Source organism: Corynebacterium sp. UD i78 (genome assembly GCF_056280545.1).
In genome coordinates, this window is sequence record NZ_JBWCED010000001.1 from 1,440,447 (window position 1) to 1,463,122 (window position 22,676).

A 22,676-nucleotide genomic window follows, 5' to 3' on the forward strand; every position below is an offset into this window, starting at 1 on the left:
CGACGTCGTCCGGACGGACCGCGAGGCGGCTCGTCAGGCGGACCCGGGAATCCTGATGACCGGGCACTGCACGACCGGATGTGGCGGTCTGTGGTGGCAGTGATCGATTCTCGGACGCGATGTTACCACCCTCAGGCGGTCCCACCGCCAATCAAGGCACCGGCATGCCTATCCTGGAGACCATGGAGGACCACTCGCACGACGCACCGTCCACGCCGTCACCCGCACCCGTCGCATCAACGATGCAGGTGTTCCCGTTTTCCCTCGCCCGTATCCTGGAGTACGGTCGTAAGGTCCACGCCGCCTCGACAGTGACCACCTACCGTGGAATGAGTTCCGAGCAGTGCACCTTCGCCGCACTCGGATCACGCGCCGCCGCCTTCGCCCATGCCCTGCACGACCTGGTGGGCACCGGTATCGGAGAACGGGTCGGCACCATGATGCCGAACACCGCCGAGCACCTGGAGGTGCTCTTCGGCGCAGGGTCGATGGGTGCGGTGTTCCAGCCGCTCAACCCTTTCCTCATGCCCGACCAGATCGCCCACGTCATCAACCACGCCGACGACCGGGTCATCGTCCTGGACCCCGACCTGGCCGACGTGCTGCTGCCGCTGCTGCCCGACTGCCACGGCGTCCACACCCTCATCGTCACCGGCGACGCTGAGGAAGTGCAGGCTGTCGACACCGCCACCCCCGACCGCATCCGGGTGCTCGGCTACGAGGCCTGTCTCGACGGTCGCCCCACCCGCTACGACTGGCCCGAACTGCCGGAGACCGCCCCGGTCGCCATGTGCTACTCCACCGGCACCACCGGGGCACCCAAGGGCGTGGTCTACTCCCACCGGTCGGTGTGGACCCACGCCATGAGCATCCGTTCCGTCGACTCTCTGGCGGTACGCAACGGTGAACGGTTCCTGTGCTGCGTCCCCGTCTTCCACGTCCTGAGCTGGGGTGTACCGATTGCCGCGATGATGGCCGGCACCCGGCTGGTCATGCCCGGCGGAGACTCCTCCCCCGACCACCTCGCCTACGTCATCGCCGACGCCATGCCGTTACGCGCCCACGGGGCCCCGACCGTGTGGACGCAGCTCATCGTCCACTACGAGAAGAACCCGCCCGAGAAGATGAGCCTGCGGGAGATCATCTCCGGTGGTTCGACCGTTCCCCCGGCACTCATCGCCGCCTGGGAGGAGCGCTACGGCGTGGACATGACGCACACCTGGGGTATGACGGAGACCGGCCCGGTCGGTACCGTCGCGCGCCCTCCCGCCGGTGTCGGTGGTGCCGCCCGCCAGAACTACCGGGAGAGCCAGGGCCGGTTCCCGGTCGGTATGCTGTACCGGGTGGTCGACGAGGACGGCGTCCCGCTGACCGCCAACGACCGGTCCACCGGAGAGATCCAGGTCAAGGGCAACTACGTCACCGGGTCGTACTATCACTCCCCCGCGGAAGACACCGAAGGGCCTGTGGCCACCTTCCGCGGCGATCCCGTCGAGGACGCCACGGACCGCTTCACCGACGACGGCTGGCTGCGCACCGGGGATGTCGGCACCATCACCCGCGACGGCTTCCTCACCGTCCACGACCGGCAGACCGACATCATCCGCTCCGGCGGTGAGTGGATCTACTCCGCCACCCTGGAGAACCTGGTCATGGCCTCGACGCTCGTGGCCGAGGCTGCGGTCATCGGCATGCCTGACCCGGACTGGGGTGAGCGCCCGCTCGCGGTGGTGGTCGTCGTCCCCGGTACCCCGACGACGAGGGAGACCGCCGAAGCGATCTCGGAGACGGTCGCGGCCCGCGCGCCGCGCTGGATGGTGCCGGAGTACTGGACCTTCGTCGACACTCTCGACCACACCTCGGTGGGCAAGTTCGACAAGAAGGACATGCGCACCCGCCTGCGCCGCGGCGAGTTCCAGATCATCCGGCTGCCCCGGGGCGACGAAGTCTGATCAGTTGGTGACCTCGACGGTCACGCGACCGCCGGCGCGGGTCTCCAGGACCCGCAGCCCCCGGGACCGGGCCTCGTCGAGCAGAGCCGGGTCGACCGGCTCGGTGGAGAGCACCATCACGGTCGGGCCGGCACCTGAGAGGAACGCCGGGTAACCCAGGTTGCGCAGCCGGTTGACCCACTCGGACGACACCGGCAGCACCTCTGCCCGGTAGGGCTGGTGGAGCCGGTCGCGGGTGGCCTCCCACAGCAGCTCCGGCTGGCGGGACAGTGCCACCGGCAGCAGGGCTGCCCGGGACACGTTGAACCGGGCGTCCACGTGGGAGACGTCGCTGGGCAGGACGCGGCGCACCGCCTCGGTGGAGGCGTGGAAGTCCGGGATCAGGGCGGTGGCCAGCACCGACCCGGCCACCGGCACGCCGACGGCGCGGTACTCGGGCGCACTGCGACCGTCGACCGGGATATTGGTCCAGGAGATCACGCCGCCGCCGAGCACGCTGGCTGCGGCATTGTCCGGGTGGCCCTCGAAGGACGCCGCGAGCTGGATCACCGTGTCATCGTCGAGCGCACCGGAGGGACGCTCCGGTGTCGGATCACCGGCCAGTCCGGATGCGGCGACCACACCGGCCACCGCTGCGGCTGCCGAGGAACCTAGACCGCGGGAGTGCGGGATGACGTTGTGGCAGGTGATCTTCAGGCCACGGACGGTCGCACCGGCCTCACGCAGACCGGCGCGCACCGCACGGACGACGAGGTGACGCTCGTCGAGCGGGACCTCCCCCTCCCCCTCGCCGTGGACAATGACCTCGAGACCGGAGTCGGTGGCCTCGACCTCGACGACGTCGGTGAAGTCGACGGCCAGACCGAGGGTGTCGAAACCTGGCCCCAGGTTCGCCGAGGAGGCGGGAACGGTGACCTTGACGGCACGCCCCACAGCGACGTCGGACATCAGTTACCTTCCATCCGGATGACGCTACGGACATTCTTGACCGCCTCGAGCTGCACGAGCGCGTCCACGGTCGCCTCGAGCGCCTGCTCGGTGGCGTGGTGGGTGATGACGACGAGACGGGCGCCGTCGACGTTCTCCTCCTGACGGACGGTCTTGATGGACACACCGTGGGCGGCGAAGGTCGAGGCTGCCTCGGCGAGGACGCCGGGACGGTCCTGGACGGTCATGTCGACGTGGTAGCGGGTCCGCACCGCACCGAAGTCGGCGATCGGCAGGTTGGCGTAGGTCGACATGCCCGGGGCACGACCACCGTGGACGACATTGCGGGCGGCGGCGACCACGTCACCGAGGACGGCGGAGGCGGTGGGGGCACCGCCGGCACCGTTGCCGTAGAACATCAGTCGACCGGCGTGCTCGGCGACGACGAAGATCGCGTTGAAGGACTCGGAGACCGTCGCCAGCGGGTGGGACAGCGGCACCAGAGCCGGGTAGACGCGCGCGGAAATCGACTCGTCACCGGTCTCCTCGTCAACCAGTCGCTCACAGATGCCGAGCAACTTGATCGTGCAGCCGGCCGCCTTGGCCGCGGCAATGTCGTCGGCGGTGATGTTGCGGATGCCCTCGCAGTGCACATCGTCGAAGCCCACCGGCGAGTGGAAGGCGAGGGAGGCGAGGATGGCGGCCTTCGAGGCGGCGTCGTAGCCGTCGACGTCGGCGGAGGGGTCGGCCTCGGCGTAGCCCAGCTCGGTGGCCTCGGCAAGCATCACGTCGTAGGACGCACCTCGCTTGTCCATCGCGTCGAGGATGAAGTTCGTGGTGCCGTTGAGGATGCCCATCACGGCGTTGACCTTGTCACCGGCCAGGGAGCGACGCAGCGGGCCGACGACCGGGATGGCGGCGGCGACGGCGGCCTCGAAGAAGAGATCGGCACCGGAGGCGTCTGCTGCGTCCGCCAGTTCCAGGGCGTGGGCGGCGACGAGGGCCTTGTTCGCGGTGACGACGGACTTGCCGGCGTTCAGTGCGGACATGACGATCGTACGCGGGTAGTCGATACCACCGATGACCTCGATGACGAGGTCGATGTCGTCGCGCTTGACCAGGCCGAGGGCGTCGTCGGTGAGCAGGGCGGGGTCCACGCCCTCGCGCGGCTTGGACAGGTCGGAGACGGCGACGCCGCGGACCTCGAGCCGACCACCGATACGGGCGGTGAAGTCTTCCTCCGCCTCGCCGAGAATGCGCAGCACCTCGCGGCCGACAGTTCCCATACCGAGCAGGGCGACGCCGACGGTCGGGGTGGTGGATTCCGTGTTCAGTTCAGCCATAGTCTCTTCCCGTTGTCTCTTCCCGTGGATTGTGGTTGCGGGTGTGCGGAATGGTGGAGTTACTCGGACCCGATCATAAACGACGTCTCACCGGGGAGTTTTTTCGAGGTCGATGTTCTCCAGGGCGAGGACGTCGGCGACGCTCTCCCGCCGGATCATGACGCGGGACTGTCCGTCGCCGACGATGACGACCGGCGGACGGGTCAGCATGTTGTAACGCGAGGCCATCATGTAGCAGTACGCGCCGGTGGCGGGCACCGCGAGAATGTCACCGGCGGCGATGTCGTCGGGCATCAGTGCATCATTGATGAGGATGTCACCGGACTCACAGTGGCTGCCCACGACGCGGGTGTGGACCAGCGTTCCGGTGGCATGGCGGTTGGCCAGGCGGCAGTCATACTCGGCCTGGTAGAGGGCCGGACGGATGTTGTCGCTCATACCTCCGTCGACCGAGAGATACCGGCGGACCGTGTCATCGGAGGTGTGGACGTCCTTGACGGTGCCGACGCGGTAGAGGGTCACGGTCGAGGGGCCCGCGATCGCCCGGCCCGGCTCGACGTTGAGCAGCGGAGCGTCGAGACCACGCTCAGCTGCGGTCTGCCGGACCCGGCGCAGCAGGTCGGACGCCACGGTCTCGACGTCGAGCTCCTCCTGGTCGGGGGTGTACGCGATGCCGTAGCCGCCGCCGAGGTCGAGGGTGTCCAGGGCAGCGGCCTCGTCGGACTCCTCCCCCAGCTCGTCGATGAGGCGGGCCCACAGGCCCAGCAGCCGGTCAGCGGCGAGACCGAAACCGTCGGCCTCGAAGACCTGGGAGCCGACGTGGCAGTGCAGGCCGCGCAGCCGCATGCCCTCGGCGTCCACCACGGCGAGGCAGGCCCGCTCAGCGGAGCCGGAGGCCAGCGAGAATCCGAACTTCTGGTCCTCATGGCTGGTGGCGATGAACTCATGGGTGTCGACGTGCACACCGGGCTTGACACGGACGAGGACGTCCTGGGTCACGCCGTGGTCGGCGGCGACCGTCGCGAGCCGTCCGATCTCCTCGACGGAGTCGATGACGATGAGCTCCACACCGGCGCGCACGGCGACGGTGAGGAAGTCCGCGGACTTGTTGTTGCCGTGCACCGTGATGCGGTCGGCCGGGAATCCGGCGGTCAGCGCGATTTCCAGTTCACCCTGGCTGGCGACGTCGAGGGCCAGGCCTTCTTCAGCGACCCAGCGGGCGACGGTGACGGACAGGAAGGCCTTCGAGGCGTAGTGGACGTGCTCGCCACCGCCGAACGCGGCGGCGAGGCGACGGCAGCGCCCCCGGAAGTCCGCCTCGTCCATGACGAAGACGGGGGTCCCGTACTCACCGACGAGATCGGTGACCGGGACGCCGCCCAGCTCGATCTCGCCGTCCTTCCGGACCCGGGTGTTCGTGGGGAACACGTGGGACGGGAGGGTGTTGAAGTTCTCCAGGGTCGCCGTGCGCTGACGCAGCGGGACCTGGGGCAGGTGCACCTCGGGATCCACGGTCACATCCTTTCAGGGGCGGAGACGCCGACCATGCGCAGAGCGTTGGCCAGGGTCACCCGGGTTGCCTTGGCCAGGGCGAGACGGGCGAGGAAGACCGGGGCGATGTCATCACCGGTGGCATCGTCACCCTTGGGCAGGATCTGGCAGGAATCGTAGAACCGGTGGAAGGTTCCGGCGAGCTGCTCAGCGTAGCGGGCGACGCGGTGCGGCTCACGCAGCTCCGCGGCCGTGGCCAGGACGTCCGGGAACTCGCCCAGGGTGCGGATGAGGTCACCCTCGCGGTCGTGGGTGAGGGTGCCGAGGTCCAGGGTGGAGAGGTCCTCCGGCAGGCTGACACCGTTGTCTGCGGCCTTACGGGCCAGGGAGCACAGCCGGGCGTGGCCGTACTGGACGTAGAAGACCGGGTTGTCACTGGTCTGGCTGGTCCACAGGTCCATGTCGATGTCCAGGGAGGAGTCGACGGAAGAACGGATGAGGGCGTACCGGGCGGCGTCCACACCGATGGCCTCGACAAGATCGTCGAGGGTGATGACGGTGCCGGCACGCTTGGACATCCGGACGGCCTTGCCGTCGCGGACGAGGTTGACCATCTGACCGATGAGGACCTCGACCTGTTCCGGGTTGTAGCCCAGAGCTGCGGCTGCGGCCTTGAGGCGGGCGATGTAGCCGTGGTGGTCGGCACCGAGCATGTAGATGCACAGGTCGTGACCGCGGTCGATCTTGTCGGCGATGTAGGCGATGTCGCCGGCGATGTAGGCGGCATTGCCGTCGGACTTGATGACGACACGGTCCTTGTCGTCCCCGAAGTTGGAGCTGCGCAGCCACCAGGCGCCCTCGGCCTGGTAAAGGTTGCCGTTGTCCTTGAGGGTCTGGATGGCCTTGTTCACGGCGCCGGACTCGAACAGGGCGTTCTCGTGGAAGAAGACGTCGAACTCGGTACCGAACTCGGCGAGGGTCCGCTTGATGTGGGCGAACATGAGGTCCACACCCTGGGCGCGGAAGATCTCCTGGATCTCCTCGTCGGAGTGGTCCGCCCAGTCCGGGGTTGCTTCGATGACCTGGGCGGCGATATCGGCGATGTAGTCTCCGCCGTAGCCGTCCTCCGGGGCAGGCCCGCCCTTGGCCGCGGCGACGAGCGACCGCGCGAAACGGTCGATCTGGGTGCCGTGGTCGTTGAAGTAGTACTCGCGGGTGACCTGCGCGCCGCGGGCGGCGAGGACGCGACCGAGTGAGTCGCCCACGGCGGCCCACCGGGTACCGCCGAGGTGGATCGGGCCGGTCGGGTTGGCGGAGACGAACTCCAGGTTGATGCGCTGGCCTGCGTAGTCGTCACCGGTGCCGTAGGCGTCGCCGGCGGAGAGGATGTCGGTGACGAGGCGTCCCTGCGCGTCCGCGGCGAGGCGGATGTTGATGAAGCCCGGGCCGGCGACGGTCGCTTCGTCAATGCCGTCGGCGGCGGCGAGGGCCTCTGCCAGCCAGGTGCCGAGTTCGCGGGGGTTGGTGCCGGCCTTCTTCGCGGTCTGCAGCGCGATGTTGGTCGCGTAGTCACCGTGCTCCGGATTGCGCGGTCGCTCAACGACTGCCTGGTCCGGGACGACGGCAGGGTCGAAGCCGTGGTCGGTGAGCACGGTGCGCGCAGCACCGGAGATGAGGACGGAAAGATCAGCAGGAGTCACAGTGGACGAGAGTACCAACGAGCCGGACGTGGAACGTAGGCGACCACGGGGAACCGGCGGGTCTGCCTGTACCGCGGTCTTACACCGTTGTCATGCGGGTGGTTTGCGGTGGTGGGGTTGCGCGGTGCTATAGTCGTCGTCATTGCCTCCGTAGCTCAGGGGATAGAGCACTGGTTTCCGGTACCAGCGGTCGGACGTTCGAATCGTCTCGGGGGCACATCGAAGATAAACCGCACCTCATCTGAGGTGCGGTTTTCTCGTGGCTCCGGTGTCCTCGCAGGTTGAATGTCAATGGGCCCGACGTCTGGGCCGTCTCGTACATGATCATGACGTTTCCGGCTTTCGCGTCGTAGCGTACGGCATGAAACGTGACGATCGTGTACAGTGCCCGGCGAGCGCCGGCGGGCACCAGCCAGTTACCTGTCGTCAGCCGGCGAGCACCTGCTGCATCGGGACCAGGGTCGCACCGGCGATCCCGTCGAAGCGGTCGAGGTCACAGGTCAGGACGATGATCTGGTGGTCCCGGCCGAGCCTGTCCAGCACGACGTTCATCCGGTCGATCCGGCCGCGGTCCGAGAACCCCAGGGCGTCGTCGATGATCACCGGTACCGCGTCTCCCCCGCCGACGAGATCCGCGACGGCCAGCCGGGTCAGTACGGAGAGCTGCTCACGGGCGCCGCCGGACAGCTGGTCGGTGTCGAGGGTGACGTTGTCCAGGGTCCGGCGGGACGGACCGAGGTCGTCACTGAACTCGAAGTCCACCTGCGAGCCGTAGAGGGTGCGGGCGAGCCGCTCAACGGTGGCCCGCAGCGGCGCCTCGTATCGTCGCCGGGCCCGTGCGAGCGCCTCCTGGACCTCGCGGTACAGCAGGGCCGCGGCCTCCGCCTGTGCCGACACCCGCTCATGCTCACGCATAGCACGCTTCAGTACGGTACGTGCGTTCGCCACATCTTCGGCGACACCCGCGTGCTCGCCGAGCGCGCCGGTGACCCTTGCCACGGAGTGGCCGGCCTCCTCAGCCCGCTCGCGCAGTCGCCGGACGCGGGATGCCGCCCCCTCCGCCAGGCTTGTGATGGTCTCCAGGTCGATGTCGCCGGTGCGCTCTTCCACCTCGGCGAGATCAGCCTGGGCCTCAGCCAGCGCAGTGACGGCCTCGGTGACCGCTGTCTCCAGGGCAGCGTCATCCCGCTCCTCACGGTCTGCGGCCAGTGCGGCGGCAAGCCGGTCATGCCCGGCAGTCACCCGCTCCAGTTCCGCCTTCCGGCCTTCGAGCCGAACCGCCGCACCGGCACGGGTGACGCGGGTGATGTCCTCCTGGATCCGCTCCGCCTCACGCCCCGCCGCGGCCGCGGCATCGGTCAACTCCGTGACAGTGGCGGTGGTCCCGTCGTCGGAATCACTACCGGAAACACCGGGCAGTTCAACGGCCCCTCCGGGGTCCTCTGCCCGGATCTGTTCCAGTGCCTCGTCGGCACGGGTTGTGAGCGCCTCCACCTCGGCGGACACCCGGTCGTACTGTGTACGTAGGTCATCGACAGTGTCGCTGCCGGTGATCTGGGCCAGCCGGAGCACCGCCTCCCGGTGTTTCTCGACCGCGACCTGACGTGCCGCCGCCGCGTCCTCGGCCGCTGCCAGGTCCTCGGTACCGGCAGCCGCCAGAAGTCGGTCGAGTTCTGCGCCGGCACGGGTGACGTCCTCGGACACCTCGCTGACCTCCCGTGCCGGGGTGACGGTGACCGTCCAGTCCCCGAGTCCGATCTTCTGGCGTCCGGTGACGTGCACGGTAGTCACCCCGTCGACCAGGTCACGGGATTCCTCATCGACAGTGACGGCCCCGTCGGCCGGACCGGCGACTTCTACGGTGGTGGCGACCGCGTCACGGACAGTGACGGCCTGACGCAGGGCGGCGTCCGCCGCACGCAGTGACGCGAGGACCTTGTCGGTCACCGGATTATCGTCCACCGACTTCTTCAGTTCACGGACCTCGTCGGAGATACCTGTGGCCCTGGCGATCCGGTCCGCCAGTTCCTTGACCCGGGTCTCGGCCCCCTGTCGCCGGGACAGTGCCTCCACGCGTGCCGCCCAGGCTGTGGCCACCCGGGACCGGCGCCGTGCGCCACTGAGCTTCTTCTGCAGATCCCCGGTGGTCTGCGTCTCCTGCTCAGCGGCCTTCTCCGCCTCCTGCACCTCGACGGTCAGGTCGGCGACGGTCTTCTCGGCGTCCGCCAGGGCGGAAACCCGGTCGGCGCGGGCGCGGGCCCGCTGGTCGGCGAGGTCCCGCACTCCGGCGGCGGCGACGACGGTCTTGCGCAGCTCGTCGAGTTCCGCGACCGCCGCGCGCCCCTCGGCCAGGGTCTTCTCCGCCTCCACGGCAGCCTCAGCAGCGACGGGCTCCTGCTTCGCCAAGGCCGCCTTCTCCGCGGTGAGCCGCTCGAGCTCGGCGATGAGACTCTGCGCCTGGGTGTAGCGGGCCTCCGCCGCGTCCTCCGCGTCCTTCGCCGCGGCCAGCGCCTTCTCTGCCTTCTGGAGTTCACCGGTGGTCTTCCCGGTGCGCGTGAAGTACTTCAGGTACTCGTCGGTGATCCTGCCGATGAGGGCACCGGCCCCGTCCGCGGTACCCGTTCCGGCACCGGCACCACCACCGGATGCCTCGGTATCAGCCGGCGAGTCCCCACCCAGTGCCTGCTCCAGGCTGGGGATCCCGGTGGCGGCGAGAATGTCCAGGCTCGCGCCCTGCTCGATGGTGAGGGCGTCGATGAGACTGCTGTCCACCCCCTCGGCCAGCAGCTCGGCAAAGCGTTCTGCGGCCTGCCGTCCGGTGAGGTTCTCCCGCCGCGGGGAGGTGACGGTGAGTTCGCAGCGTCCGCTGCCCTTGTTGAAGCTCTTGAGGACGGTCAGCCGATGCCCGGCGACCGTCATGTCGGCGGAGACCGTGGTCGCGACGTCCTCGGTCGCGCTCTTCAGTGCCTTGACCTTGGCTGCCTTCGAGTTCACACCGACCTCGGACAGCAGCAGGCCGAAAGCGGTGAGCAGGGTCGTCTTGCCCATCTCGTTGGGTCCGTGGACGACGACCACCCCGTTGTCCGGCAGGTCCAGGTGTGCGTGGTCGACTCCGGCGACATGGTCGAGGGTCAGGGAATGGAGGGTCAGCATCGGTCAGTTTCCTTTCCCGGTCGTGGTTCCGGCGGGTTCGGCCGACAGCCGGTAGAGCAGCCGCAGCGCGTCGCGGGCGGTGGCGTCCCCCTCGGTGGTGCGGGACGCCAGGACGCGCGAGGCCTCGCCGACGGCACCCGGCCACCGGGCTTCGGCGAGTTCCCCGTCGTCGGGCACGGTGTGCAGGTCCATCAGACGTTCCCGTGGGTAGAGCGCGGCGAAGGACGGGACCACCTCGGCGATCTCCCGGTCCAGCCGCGCCCCGGTCGCCAGGTCCACGGTGCCGGTCAACGCGTACTTCACCACGGTGGTGCGCTTGTCCGGCAGGTCCCCGAGCCGACGGATCCAGTCGGTGACCTCCTCGTCTGAATCGATGCGGGCGGACAGCGCCAGAAAGTGCCAGGTACCGACGGGTACCTCGTCGACGGTGACCGTTGCCGGCGACTCCGGTGACTCCGGGTCAAGGGCGATGTCGACGACGAGGGCGAATCCGGAGCGTCCCTCTCCCCCGCCGTCCTCCTCGCGGAAATCGGTGGGTTCGGGACTACCGGAATAGCGGACGGTGCCGTCCCCGTGGAGGTTCACCGCGGAGTGGGTGTCCCCCAGAGCGACATAGTCCACGATACGGTCACGGCAGGCCTGCGCCGCAGCGTCCACGTCAATGACGGCGGGATCACCGGCCGACGACCTCGAGGAGGTCGCACCGTGACCGACGAGGACGCGGACCGTCGCGGCATCCCGATCAGCTGAGCTCTCCGTGCCACGCAGGCCCTGCAGCGCCCCGCCCACCGGATCGGCACTCATGTACTTCGACAGCAGCGGTGCACCGACGATCTCCAGCGCGGGTCTGCCGTCAGCGGCATCCAGCACCCGCTGCGGAGTGGTGTCCGTGAGGACGCGGACCGTCGGCGACAGTCGCTCGAACACCGGATCCCGGTAGATACTCGCCGGATCGTAGGGATCGTGGTTGCCGGGCAGCAGGAACACCGGCACCGGTGACCCACGGAGAATATCGACCGCCCGGCGCCAGGTACGCCTGTCGACGAGATTGTCGTCGAAGACGTCTCCGGCGACGACGACCGCGTCACAGGACCTCTCGACGGCCAGGTGAAGAATCCGCTCGATAACGGCGAGGCGGGCCTCCTGGTAGCGGGGGCCGGCTTCCTTCCCGAGGAACCAGCGCTTCATCCCCAACTGCCAGTCCGAGGTGTGGAGGATCCGGACAGTATGTGGTGACGGGAGTGGTGTGTCAGTCATGCTCACCGATTCTTCCGGACGGATCGGACAGCCAAGGTTCCCTGTCGAACACAGTATCGTATTCTTCCTTATCTTCCCCGGTCAGCAGCCGGTAGCAGCTTTCCAGCTCATCGAGGACGCGCAACTGGTCCACCGTGTTCCAGCTGACCTTGCGTATCACCGCGTTCCTGGTGTCCCGGTCGCCGAGTTCCAGCCCGTGCCGGACGTCCATCGGCTCCCACTCCGGCAGCCGGGACAGATCACCCCAGAACTCCCCGGCACTGTAGCGGACATCCTCGGGTTCCCGTCGTACCTCGCCGGAACTGCCGGAACTGCCGGAACTGCCGGAACTGCCGGAACTGCCGGAAGATTCCGTCTGCACTGCACGACGCTGCAGATCCACCACCTGCGGATGACGCTGCCTCTCCTTCTCACCGACCTCCTCGATGAGCCTGCGGGTGTCCATCCCCCGCCAGTCGAGGAAGGCCACCGGATCGGTGGTGAACTGTTCCGCCACGGCATGTGCCACCGCGATCCGGTGCTTGCACATCCCGGCGCGGTCCGGACAGGTGCACCAGGAATCGCGGAAATCCGACGGGCTCAGCAGCACAGCCACCACCTCCCGGAGCGGCTTACGTCCCGCCAGCAGCCGACTGAGGTTCTCGGGGTGCTCGAGACATTCACCGTGGATGTACGTCACCTGGTTCTCCGACAGCGGACGCCACCGCAGCGACACCTCGAAGGGCTCCAACTGTGACCCGGTGACCAGTGCACTCGCCGTGCCCAGTTCGAGGTCGAGATTCCGTACCTTGCCCTCGCGGGCGTACGCCAGTCCCCGTTGCCGGCGTGCCGTGTCCGCCCCGGCACCGACTGTGTCGAGGATGACGCTTCCCGCCCAGCCCTCGGTGGTGGACGCCGCCCGTTGTTCGCGCTGACGGGTCTGCCTCGTCCGCCGCTTCTCCGCCTCCTCGGCAGCGGTCTGCACGGCCCGACGCTCAGCGACCGCTCGCCCGAGACGACTGCCCGGGTCGAAGAAACCTCTGGTGAGGTCGGGGCCGTCCGTGGCGTCCTTGTCGGCGGCGCGTCGTCCGCGGGAACCGAAGTCCGCCTCGATGACATTGTCGCCCCACTCCGGCTTCGGGGTGCCGAGCCGCCGGCGGCGTCCACCCTTCCTGTCCTCACTCATGGTCGTCCTCCTCTCCGTCGCCGCTGTCACCGCTGCCGTCAACCGGGTACTTCTCCAGCAGGCCCGCCTGGAACTCCGCCCAGTTGTCCGAGATCCTGTCCATCGCCTCCTGCAACGCCGCCTCACCTTCCGCTCCGCCGGTACCGAAACGACGGTCGGAGGTGGAGGTGCTCAACCGCCACAGGTCCTTCAGGGACGCATCGTCCATCCTCGTCAGCCAGCTCTCGCCTGCACTGACGACGTCTCCGGCGAGGTCTCGCTTGGCGCCGAGAATGTCGTTGATCCTCTCGTCGAGCGTACCCACGGCAATGAGTTTGTGGACCCGGACATCCTGCCCCTGACCGATCCGGTAGGCACGGTCGGTGGCCTGGTCCTCCACCGCCGGATTCCACCAGCGGTCGATGTGCACGACCACGCTGGCCCGGGTCAGCGTGATGCCGGTGCCCCCGGCCCGGGTCGACAGGATCATCACCTTCGGCCCGTTCTCCGACTGGAACCGGCTCACCAGGCCCACACGCGCCTTCCGGCTCAGTCCACCGTGGAGCATCGGCACCTCGATGCCGAACACCTCCTCCATGTCCGGGGCGAGCATGCGTCCGAACGACGGGAACTGGGTGAAGACCAGCACCCGACGGTCCTGCTCGAGTGCCTCTGAGACGATCCGGTAGAGCCTCTCGACCTTGCCGGAGCGGTGACGGCCGTCCTTGCGGATCCCGGACCCGTCGCCGCTGAAGTGGGCCGGATGGTTGCAGATCTCCTTGAAGTGCGTCAGCGCGGTGAGCACCAGGCCGCTGCGACGGTCACTGCGGCTGTTGGCCAACCGGTCCTCGACATCCGCGGCGTAGGCCTGGTACAGCGCCGCCTGTTCGGTGGTCATGGTGACCGAGTCGATGTACTCGCGCTTCTCCGGCAGCCCCAGATCCAGCGACTCATCGGTCTTCTCCCGCCGCAGGATGAACGGGTCGACGAGTCGGTGGAGCCGCTCGACATCTTCCGGGTCACGGTCACGCTCGATGTGGGAACCGATTGCGTTGTGGAAAGCCTTGGCCGAACCCAGCAGCCCCGGGTTACAGAAGTCCATGAGGGTGTGCAGCTCCGACAAACGGTTCTCCACCGGGGTACCGCTGAGCGCGATGCGGTGATCGGCCGGGATCGCCCGGACCGCCCGGGACTGCGCCGTGCCCGGGTTCTTGATGTTCTGCGCCTCATCGGCGACCACCCGACCCCACCGCAGACCGGCGTAGCGGGCGGGGTTGCGCCCCACCGTCCCGTAGGTGGTCAGCACCAGATCAACCGCCTCGGCAGCTGCCGGGAACTGCTCCTCCGGTACCTTGCCCGAGCCGTGGTCCACCAGGACGCGCAGCGACGGCACATGCCGGGCGACCTCCGAGTTCCATGCCTCCAGCACCGAGGTCGGGGCTACGACGAGGGTGGGGCCGGTGGCCTCACCGTGCTCACGCTCCCAGGCCAGCAGGGCGAGTACCTGCAGGGTCTTCCCCAGGCCCATGTCATCGGCGAGGATCGCGCCGAGTCGGTGGCGGAACATCCACACCAGCCAGTTGAGACCCCGCTGCTGGTGGTCGCGCAGCGTGACCGTCAGCGAGGACGGTGGCTCCACCCGCTCCGGCGGGGCGAGGGCCGGCATCTCGCCGTCGCTCTCCCGCGGGTGCTGGGCGGCGATCATCCGCCCGACCCAGCCCTCGGCGTCGATCTCGAGGTCCTCATCGGCGTTCCAGGTCCGGTCCTGCGAGGCCAGTTCGGCGGAGAGAAGATCGCCGAGCGTCACCAGCGGATGCGGGTCGTCGGCAGCGCCGATCGACGCAGCGTCCTTGGCGTCCTTGGCGTCCTTGGTGTCCTTCGCCTCAGCCGCCTGCTGCGCCTCCGTCACCGTGCGGAAGTAGCTGCGTGCCCGCGACAGCGAATCCCCGTCGAGGCGCACATAGCGGCCCTTGACCTGCACCACGGAACGCGCGGAGGTGAGCAGGTCATGCTTCTGCAGCGGACTGAGCTGTTCACCGTCGACCGAGATGTCCCAGTCGAAGGACAGCACCTGCTCCATACCCATGCGCCCCTCCGCCGGTCCGGCACCGACCGGTGAGACCCGCACCTTCACCGCAGGACGCACCGTGGACCAGCCACGCGGCACGAGCACGTCGATCCCTGCCATCGTCAACGCCCCCACCCCCTCGGACAACAGTGCCTCGACATCGGCCAGTGTCAGCGCCAGCGACAGGACACGGTCCTCGGCGGGACGCCCGGTCAGTGCCGAGGAGTCGGGGAACCACACCCCGGTGCGCAGCCACCCCTCCACCGCTGTGGCTGTCTCGCGCAACGGCGGCCACGCCCGGTAGGCGGCCTCCAACCCGGGACGCAGCACCCGCTTCTCCCGGTCGCCGGCCTCGGACGCGGAGAGCTCGGCGGCCGGGGCGTCATCCACCGACAGACGGACGCCGAGGCGCCAACGCCGGGCCTCGGGGTCGACAGGTCCGGCGCCGGAGTCGGCACCGTCATCGTCACCGTCATCGTCACCGTCATCCGCCGCCGCACCCCGGGGCTCCTGCAGCACCAGAACGAGCCGGGTGGAATCCTCGGTGGCCGACCTGCGCCACGCGGCCAGTCCGTCGGCGACGACCGGGGTGAGCCGATGGTCGGCGTCCCCGGACACCAGCGCCGAAACGAAATGGTTGTCGAAGGTCGCACCGGTCGCCGCTGACCTGTCCTGCAACCGGGCGACACACATCCAGTGGACGAGCTCATCGGCGGCGCGCAGCAGGACGTCGTCACCGCCGTTGAGTGTCAGCACAACCGGGCAGGACGCCTGGAACTGCCGCAGGATCCGGTTGTGCACCCCGGAGGAGGACATGCACCAGACCGGGAACCACTGGCCGTCGGCGAAATGGAGTTTCATCATCACCCGGCCGGTGTCCACGATCTCCAGGAGGAGTTCGTAGACTCGCACGAGCCACACCGTTTCCGCGCTGAGCTGGGAGGCGTCCCCACCCCTACGCAGGTAGGCCGCGAGTGTGCCGAGCACGACGAGCGCCTGCTCCGGCGTCCACGCCTGGGTGTACAGGGAGATCTCCCGGACCTGCCCCTTAGGGGTCGCCACCTGCATCCCGTCCCGACGCCGCAGCGCCCGGCTCTTCACCAGATCGAGCAGCGGCCCAGCCAGGTCATCGAGACCTAGCGTGGCGCTGTCCACCACCACGGCATGGCCGTCGGTCCGCTCGACCCAGAGGTGGAGCCCCCGGCCGGCGAGCCACAGCAGATGTACCCGGTGTTCAGTCACTCTCCTTGTGTACCACGGGGACCGGACAGCCTCTGCCGTGCCCGTGCCGAACCACTGTTCGACCCGTCCACCGGACAGCTGACCCCAAAACATCTAGTGTAGTTCTCAATGACTTTTCATCGACTGAAACCTGTACCGACGACACACGAGGAGTTCTGCCATGAGTGACCATACGTGGTTCATCATCGCCATGGTGATCTATCTGATCGCCATGCTCGGCATCGGTGTCTGGAGTTACTTCCAGACTGACGAATACGAGGATTACATGGTGGGAGGTCGTGGCCTCCACCCGTTCGTGGCCGCCCTGTCCGCCGGAGCCTCGGACATGTCAGGCTGGCTCCTCATGGGCCTGCCCGGAGCGTTGTTCGTCAGCGGCTTCTCCGAGATCTGGATCGCGGTCGGCCTGCTCATCGGTTGCTGGTGCAACTGGAAGCTGGTCGCTCCACGTCTGCGCAGCTACACGGAGATCGCGAACAACTCGATCACGATCCCGTCCTTCCTGGAGAACCGCCTGCGCGACAAGAGCCACACGCTGCGCATCCTCTCCGGCGTCATCATCCTTGTCTTCTTCGTCTTCTACGTCGCCTCCGGCATGGTCGCCGGTGGCCGTTACTTCGAGTCCAGCTTCGACGGCGAGTACCTCACCGGTCTGGCCATCATCGGTGCGGTGACCGTGATCTACACCTTCGTCGGCGGATTCCTCGCGGTCTCCTACACCGACGTCGTCCAGGGCTCAATGATGTTCCTGGCGCTGATCCTCGTGCCGACCTTCGCCGTCCTCAACATGGACAACCCGGGTGACATCTTCACCTTCCAGCTGGACAACACCTACGGTGACGCGGCAAACGAGATCGCGGCGAACTCCAGCTGGTTCAACCCGGTCAGCGGCGTCGGCTTCATCACCATCATCTCCGGTCTTGCCTGGGGCCTCGGCTACTTCGGCCAGCCGCACATCATCGTCCGCTTCATGGCGATGCGGAAGCCCTCTGACGCCACCGCCGGTCGTCGCTGGGGTGTCGGTTGGATGTTCCTCTGCCTGGTCGGCTCGGTGTTCATCGCGATCATCGCCCCCGCCTTCTTCGCGCAGAACGGGGACGCCTCGTTCTCCGACATCACGAACTACGAGACGAACTTCCTGGACATGGCGAAGGTGGTCTTCCATCCGCTGATCGCCGGTCTGATCCTCACCGCCGTTCTCGCGGCGATCATGTCGACGGTCTCCTCCCAGCTGTTGGTGGTCGCCTCCGCACTGGTCGAGGACATCTACGCAGGACTGATCAACAAGTCCGCGACGGACAACACACTGAAGAACCTCTCGCGTGCGATGATCATCGTTGTCGCGATCATCGCCGCCCTGGTAGCCCTCGACCCGGATTCCGCCATCCTCGGCCTGGTCGAGTTCGCCTGGGCCGGATTCGGCGCCTCCTTCGGTCCGGTGGTCGTCGCCGCACTGTTCTGGCGCAGACTCAACGTGCCGGGCGCCGTCGCCGGTATGGCCGCCGGTGCGGCCGTCGCCTTCATCTGGGGTGGCCTGCCCCAGTTCGACGTCATGGACAAGCCCTGGGGCCTCTACGAGATGATCCCGGGTGTCCTCATCAACGTCCTGGTGATGGTCATCGTCACCCTGAACACCAAGGAGCCGGACGACGAGGTCGTCACCGAGTTCGACGAGGCCACCCGCCTGGCGCGCCTCGCCGAGTCCGACAAGAACCTCGACATCGCCACCGCCCGCGAGCAGATCCTCGCCGAGGACGGGAACACCGTCACCGGCTGATCGACGTCCTACCGTGAACCGGAAGGCCGGTCGTGGAGTCCAACAGAGTATGCGACTCCCACGACCGGCCTTCGTCATTTCCGCGGTCTGCGCCACCCTCGCGGGCGCGCTTCTCCTCCTTCGCCCCGGGGAGGACACCCCGCTGCCCGCTGATGAGGACAGGCGTCTCCTCGACTCGCTGCTGGACGAGGTGCGGACCGTCCCCCGTCGGGTGCACGTCGTCGGCTACGACCGCAGTCACTTCGGCGGATGGGAGACCGGGGTCACCGCCGAGGGTGCACTGTGCACCACCCGGGAACGGGTGATGCTGGACGTTTTCGACGCCGCCACCCCGGCGGACAGTGGTCGCACCACCTGTCCTCGGGCGGAGGGGTCGGCGACCGACGTCTACACCGGAGACCTGATCTCCCCGTCGGACGTCGAGATCGACCATGTCGTCCCGCTGGCCGCGGCCTGGGACCACGGGGCACATGCCTGGGACCGCACCGCGCGGGTCGCCTTCGCCAATGACCTGCGCCTGAACCTCCTGGCGGTCTCGGGGAGCGCGAACCAGGCCAAGAGCGACGGGACGCCGGCCGAATGGCTTCCCCCGTTGTCCGGTGCCGCCCCGTGTGCCTATGTCGCCCGCTACCTGACGGTCTCGGTCGACTACGGGCTGAGCGTCAGCGAGGCTGACGCCTCGGCCGCCCGCCGCGCCTGCCGGCTGTGACCGGGCCAACCACCGCTCCCCCACCGATACAGAAATCCACCACCCCTCAGGTCAGTTCCGGGGTCTCCCGGTGACATGAGGGGTGGTGGATCTGGTGGTCTGTCAGACCTGACTAGTCGCGGTCACGACGACCCCGGTAACCGCCACGGTCCCCACGGCGGTCGTTACGGTCGTTACGGTCGTACCGGTCGTTTCGGTTGCCGCGCCAGCTGCTGCGTCCACCGTGGTCACGGTTGCCGTGGTCGCGGTTGCCCTTGTCGCGGTCGAAACGCCCGCGGTCGGAGTAGCCGCCACGGTCGTTGCGTCCACCGCGTCCGCCGTGTCCGCCGTGTCCGCCGTATCCACCGCGACCGCCGCCACGACGGTCACCGTCACGGTCGTCACGGTCGCGCCGGTTGCGGGCGGGACGTCCGGCCGGGGCACCCGGGTCCGGCTCGATGTTGATCAGCTTGCCGGAGATCCGGGTCTGATCGAGCTGCTCGAAGACCTCCTTCGGCAGATCCGCCGGCAGCTCCACGAGCGAATGCTCAGAGAAGATGCTGATCCGGCCGAAGTCGCGGGAGTTCAGTCCGCCCTCGTTGGCCAGCGCACCGACAATGGCGCCCGGACGGACGCGCTGACGGTGTCCGACGCTGACGCGGTAGACAGCCAGCTCCTTGCCGTTGCGGTCGGTGACCTTCGGGGCGTCCCGGTTGAAACGCTCGGAGAAGGGACGGTGCACGCCCGGGTTCTCCTCGCCGCGGTCCCAGTCGTCCCGGCTGCGACGCTCACGACGCTGCGGCTCCTGGATCTCCTGGACGTAGAAGGCCTCGCGGCCCTGGATCTTCGCTGCCAGGGCGGCGGCGATATCCGTCGGGGTGACCTCGTTGGCCTCGGCGTACCCGGTGATGAGATCGCGGAAGAGGTCGACCTGCTTACCGTTGCGGGCCTCGGTGATCGAGGTGAAGAACTTGTTCTTCCGGGCCTCGTTGACCTCGTCGACACCCGGCAGCTGGATCTCGTTGGGGTGGGACTTGGTCGCACGCTCGATGTTCTTCAGCAGACGACGCTCACGCGGGGTGACGAAGAGGATCGCCCGACCGGTGCGGCCTGCGCGGCCGGTACGACCGATACGGTGCACGTAAGACTCGGTGTCCCGCGGGATGTCGTAGTTGAAGACGTGGGTGATGCGGTCGACGTCGAGGCCACGGGCAGCGACGTCGGTGGCCACGAGAATGTCGAGCCGGCCGTCCTTGAGCTGGTCGACGGTGCGCTCACGCTGGTTCTGCGCGATGTCACCGTTGATGGCGGCGGCCTCGAAACCACGGGACCGCAGCTTCTCCGCGAGTTCCTCTGTGTCGCTCTTGGTGCGCACGAAGATGATCATCGCGTCGAACTCGGTGACCTCGAGGATGCGGGTCAGCGCGTCGAGCTTGTTGCGGTGCGACACCATCAGGTAGTCCTGCGTGATGTTGTCACCGGTCCGCTGCTCGGACTTGACGGTATATTCCTCGGCGTCGTTGAGGTACTGCTTCGACAGACGACGGATCGCCGAGGGCATGGTCGCGGAGAAGAGGGCGACCTGGCGGGAGTCCGGGGTGTCGGCGAGGATGCGCTCGACGTCCTCCTGGAAGCCCATGTTGAGCATCTCGTCGGCCTCGTCGAGAACGAGGAAACGCAGGTGGGACAGGTCCAGGCTGCCCTTCTCCAGGTGGTCGATGATACGACCTGGGGTACCCACGATGACCTGTGCGCCACGACGAAGGCCGGACAGCTGTGCGCCGTAGGGGGCACCGCCGTAGATCGGGAGGATGCTCACGCCACCGATGTGGCTGGCGAAGGACTCGAAGGCGTCGGCCGACTGGAGCGCGAGCTCACGGGTCGGGGCCAGCACGAGCACCTGCGGGCGGCGCTCGGTGGTGTCCAGGCGGGACAGGGCCGGCAGCGCGAAGGCCGCGGTCTTGCCGGTACCGGTCTGGGCAAGACCGACGACGTCGCGCCCGTCCATCAGAGCCGGAATGGTGGCCGCCTGAATCGGGGACGGCGTGACATAGCCGACCTTCTTCACTGCGGCGAGGATACGGTCGGGCAGGCCGAGGCCCGCGAAACCGGATTCAGTCTCAGTATTGTCGTTGTCTGCAGGATTTTCTTCGGTGACATCCCTGTCCGCGGTGTTCTCGGAATCATCTGCGCCCACAATGTCACCGACGCTCAGGGGGGCTTCCCCCGAGGTCTCGAGCAGATCGTTCTGAGTAACCGTCGACTGGGAGGTGTCCGGCTGGTTCTCGTCGCCGGAAACGTTCTCAGTTTCAGTCATTACCCCCATCATAGGTGTCCGGGACTCCAAAAGCGATTCGGCGTATTCTACTCCAGATTGAACCCATGATGTGGGACAAGGGACATCACGATCTAGGATGACCTGCGTGACTGACCCAGCTTCCCCTTCCCCGTCCTCGCCGTCCGGTACGCCCACCCCGCACGGACCGTCGGCGAGCACCACCCGCCAGCTGCACCGGGCCCTGACCCACCGGCACATCCACTTCATCGCCCTCGGGTCCGCCATCGGCACCGGTCTGTTCTACGGGTCCTCCGGCGCCATCGGCGCCGCCGGTCCCGGCGTGGTCTTCGTGTACCTGCTCGGCGGCGCGGTCGTGTACTTCATGCTCCGCGCCCTCGGCGAGATGTCCGTCGCTGAACCGGTCGCCGGATCCTTCGCAGAGCACTGCCGTCGGTACCTCGGCGGCTGGGCCGGGTACATCACCGGCTGGATGTACGCCTTCGAGATGATCATCGTCTGTCTGGCAGACCTCACCGCCGTGGCGCTGTACATGAAGTTCTGGTTCCCGGACACCGCCAGCTGGGTCTGGGTCGCGGTCGCCCTGATCATTGTCGCCGCCGCCAACCTCGCCTCCACCCGCTGGTACGGCGAGCTGGAGTTCTGGTTCACCATCGTCAAGGTCACCGCCGTCGTGGCGATGATCGTCGGCGGCGCGGTCATCCTCGTGTTCAACGTCGACACCGGCGGATCCGCGGGTATCGACAACCTGTGGAATGACGGGGGCCTGTTCCCCAACGGCGCCACCGGCGTCCTCAGTTCCCTGATTCTCGTGCTCTTCGCCTTCGGCGGCACCGAGGTCATCGGAGTGACCGCCGGGGAGGCCAAGGACTACAAGACCGCCATCCCCAAGGCGATCAACACCGTTCCAGTGCGCATCCTGCTGTTCTACGTCCTGGCCATCCTCGTCATCGTCTCGGTGACGCCGTGGCGTGAGATCACCGGCGAGGAGTCCCCCTTCGTCCAGATCTTCAGCACCCTCGGCGTCGGTTGGGCGGCGGCGCTGCTCAATGTCGTGGTACTCTCCGCGGCACTCTCGGCGATCAACTCGGACCTCTACGGTGCCGGACGCGTCGTCTTCGGCATGGCGCGCGAACACCTCGCCCCCTCGGTCTTCGCGAAGCTGAGCAGGAACGGCGTCCCCGTGACGACCGTGAGCGCGATGCTCTGCGTCCTCGTCACCGGTGTCGCCCTGCAGCTGTGGAACGCGACCGCGGCGGATCTCTTCGAGTCCATCGCAGCACTGGCGACCTTCGCCACCGTCTTCGTCTGGCTGATGATCCTGCTGGCCCACCTCGCCAGCCGCTACGGCTGGGGTGGCCGGGAGAAGGTCGACCCCGGTTCCCTGTCATTCCGGGTGCCGTTCTGGCCCTGGGGACAGTATTTCGCCATCGCCGTCATCCTCATCACCTTCGGCACGATGTTCTGGCTGGCCGAGTACCGGTCGGCGCTGCTTGCCGGTGTCATCTTCACCGTCGGCATGAGTGTGCTCTATCCCCTCACCCGACGCCGCGCACGGGCCCTGGACCAGGAACCCACAGGGCACCAGGGGGAGCCGGAGTCACCGGTAACCCCGTAAACAGACACGCGACTAGGACGCCA

Annotated in this window: 13 protein-coding genes and 1 tRNA gene; 5 read left to right on the forward strand and 9 right to left on the reverse strand. The window is 67.8% G+C overall.

Annotated features, from left to right (window positions below; translation table 11 throughout):
- Nucleotides 1–182 precede the first annotated feature (182 nt).
- The gene (locus tag ACZ9GM_RS06765; protein WP_291476527.1) at nt 183–1,952 is read left to right on the forward strand and encodes a long-chain fatty-acid--CoA ligase; all 1,770 of its coding nucleotides are present in this window, start codon (nt 183–185) and stop codon (nt 1,950–1,952) included.
- On the opposite strand, the gene thrB is transcribed toward ACZ9GM_RS06765, so the two are convergent.
- The 4 genes from thrB to argS form a co-directional block, all read right to left on the reverse strand.
- Nucleotides 1,953–2,903, reverse strand: a complete 951-nt coding sequence (gene thrB / locus ACZ9GM_RS06770) for a homoserine kinase (protein ID WP_476038322.1) — start codon at nt 2,901–2,903, stop codon at nt 1,953–1,955.
- On the reverse strand, nt 2,900–4,222 hold the full coding sequence (locus tag ACZ9GM_RS06775; protein ID WP_291476420.1) for a homoserine dehydrogenase: 1,323 nt from the start codon (nt 4,220–4,222) through the stop codon (nt 2,900–2,902). The genes thrB and ACZ9GM_RS06775 overlap by 4 nt, the downstream gene beginning before the upstream one ends.
- An 87-nt stretch (nt 4,223–4,309) precedes the next feature.
- Complete coding sequence (gene lysA / locus ACZ9GM_RS06780; protein ID WP_476037454.1) at nt 4,310–5,740, reverse strand: diaminopimelate decarboxylase; 1,431 nt, start codon at nt 5,738–5,740, stop codon at nt 4,310–4,312.
- Nucleotides 5,737–7,413: an arginine--tRNA ligase gene (gene argS, locus ACZ9GM_RS06785; RefSeq protein ID WP_476037455.1), complete on the reverse strand. Its 1,677-nt coding sequence runs from the start codon at nt 7,411–7,413 to the stop codon at nt 5,737–5,739. The genes lysA and argS overlap by 4 nt, the downstream gene beginning before the upstream one ends.
- Nucleotides 7,414–7,557: 144 nt before the next feature.
- Here argS and ACZ9GM_RS06790 point away from each other — a divergent pair.
- A tRNA-Arg gene (locus tag ACZ9GM_RS06790) sits at nt 7,558–7,630 on the forward strand.
- Nucleotides 7,631–7,839: 209 nt separating this feature from the next.
- Here ACZ9GM_RS06790 and ACZ9GM_RS06795 read toward each other — a convergent pair.
- The 4 genes from ACZ9GM_RS06795 to ACZ9GM_RS06810 are packed head-to-tail and all read right to left on the reverse strand — an operon-like array spanning nt 7,840 to nt 16,277.
- Nucleotides 7,840–10,566 (reverse strand): AAA family ATPase, encoded by a 2,727-nt coding sequence (locus tag ACZ9GM_RS06795; RefSeq protein ID WP_476037456.1) that lies wholly within the window; start codon nt 10,564–10,566, stop codon nt 7,840–7,842.
- A gap of 3 nt (nt 10,567–10,569) precedes the next feature.
- Nucleotides 10,570–11,823, reverse strand: a complete 1,254-nt coding sequence (locus ACZ9GM_RS06800) for a metallophosphoesterase family protein (protein WP_291476429.1) — start codon at nt 11,821–11,823, stop codon at nt 10,570–10,572.
- Nucleotides 11,816–12,988 (reverse strand): SWIM zinc finger family protein, encoded by a 1,173-nt coding sequence (locus ACZ9GM_RS06805; protein WP_291476430.1) that lies wholly within the window; start codon nt 12,986–12,988, stop codon nt 11,816–11,818. The genes ACZ9GM_RS06800 and ACZ9GM_RS06805 overlap by 8 nt, the downstream gene beginning before the upstream one ends.
- On the reverse strand, nt 12,981–16,277 hold the full coding sequence (locus tag ACZ9GM_RS06810; protein ID WP_476037457.1) for a DEAD/DEAH box helicase: 3,297 nt from the start codon (nt 16,275–16,277) through the stop codon (nt 12,981–12,983). Before ACZ9GM_RS06810 ends, ACZ9GM_RS06805 begins: the two co-directional genes overlap by 8 nt.
- 160 nt (nt 16,278–16,437) lie before the next feature.
- On the opposite strand from ACZ9GM_RS06810, the gene putP reads away from it, so the two are divergent.
- Entirely contained in the window at nt 16,438–18,051 is a 1,614-nt protein-coding gene (putP, locus tag ACZ9GM_RS06815) for a sodium/proline symporter PutP (protein ID WP_291476433.1), read from the forward strand.
- A gap of 49 nt (nt 18,052–18,100) precedes the next feature.
- Nucleotides 18,101–18,760: an HNH endonuclease family protein gene (locus ACZ9GM_RS06820; protein ID WP_291476435.1), complete on the forward strand. Its 660-nt coding sequence runs from the start codon at nt 18,101–18,103 to the stop codon at nt 18,758–18,760.
- Between the two features lie 112 nt (nt 18,761–18,872).
- Here ACZ9GM_RS06820 and ACZ9GM_RS06825 read toward each other — a convergent pair whose 3' ends face one another.
- Nucleotides 18,873–21,056 (reverse strand): DEAD/DEAH box helicase, encoded by a 2,184-nt coding sequence (locus tag ACZ9GM_RS06825; RefSeq protein ID WP_476037458.1) that lies wholly within the window; start codon nt 21,054–21,056, stop codon nt 18,873–18,875.
- Nucleotides 21,057–21,153: 97 nt separating this feature from the next.
- Between ACZ9GM_RS06825 and ACZ9GM_RS06830 the strand changes: the two genes are divergently transcribed.
- Complete coding sequence (locus ACZ9GM_RS06830; protein WP_476037459.1) at nt 21,154–22,653, forward strand: amino acid permease; 1,500 nt, start codon at nt 21,154–21,156, stop codon at nt 22,651–22,653.
- Nucleotides 22,654–22,676 lie beyond the last annotated feature (23 nt).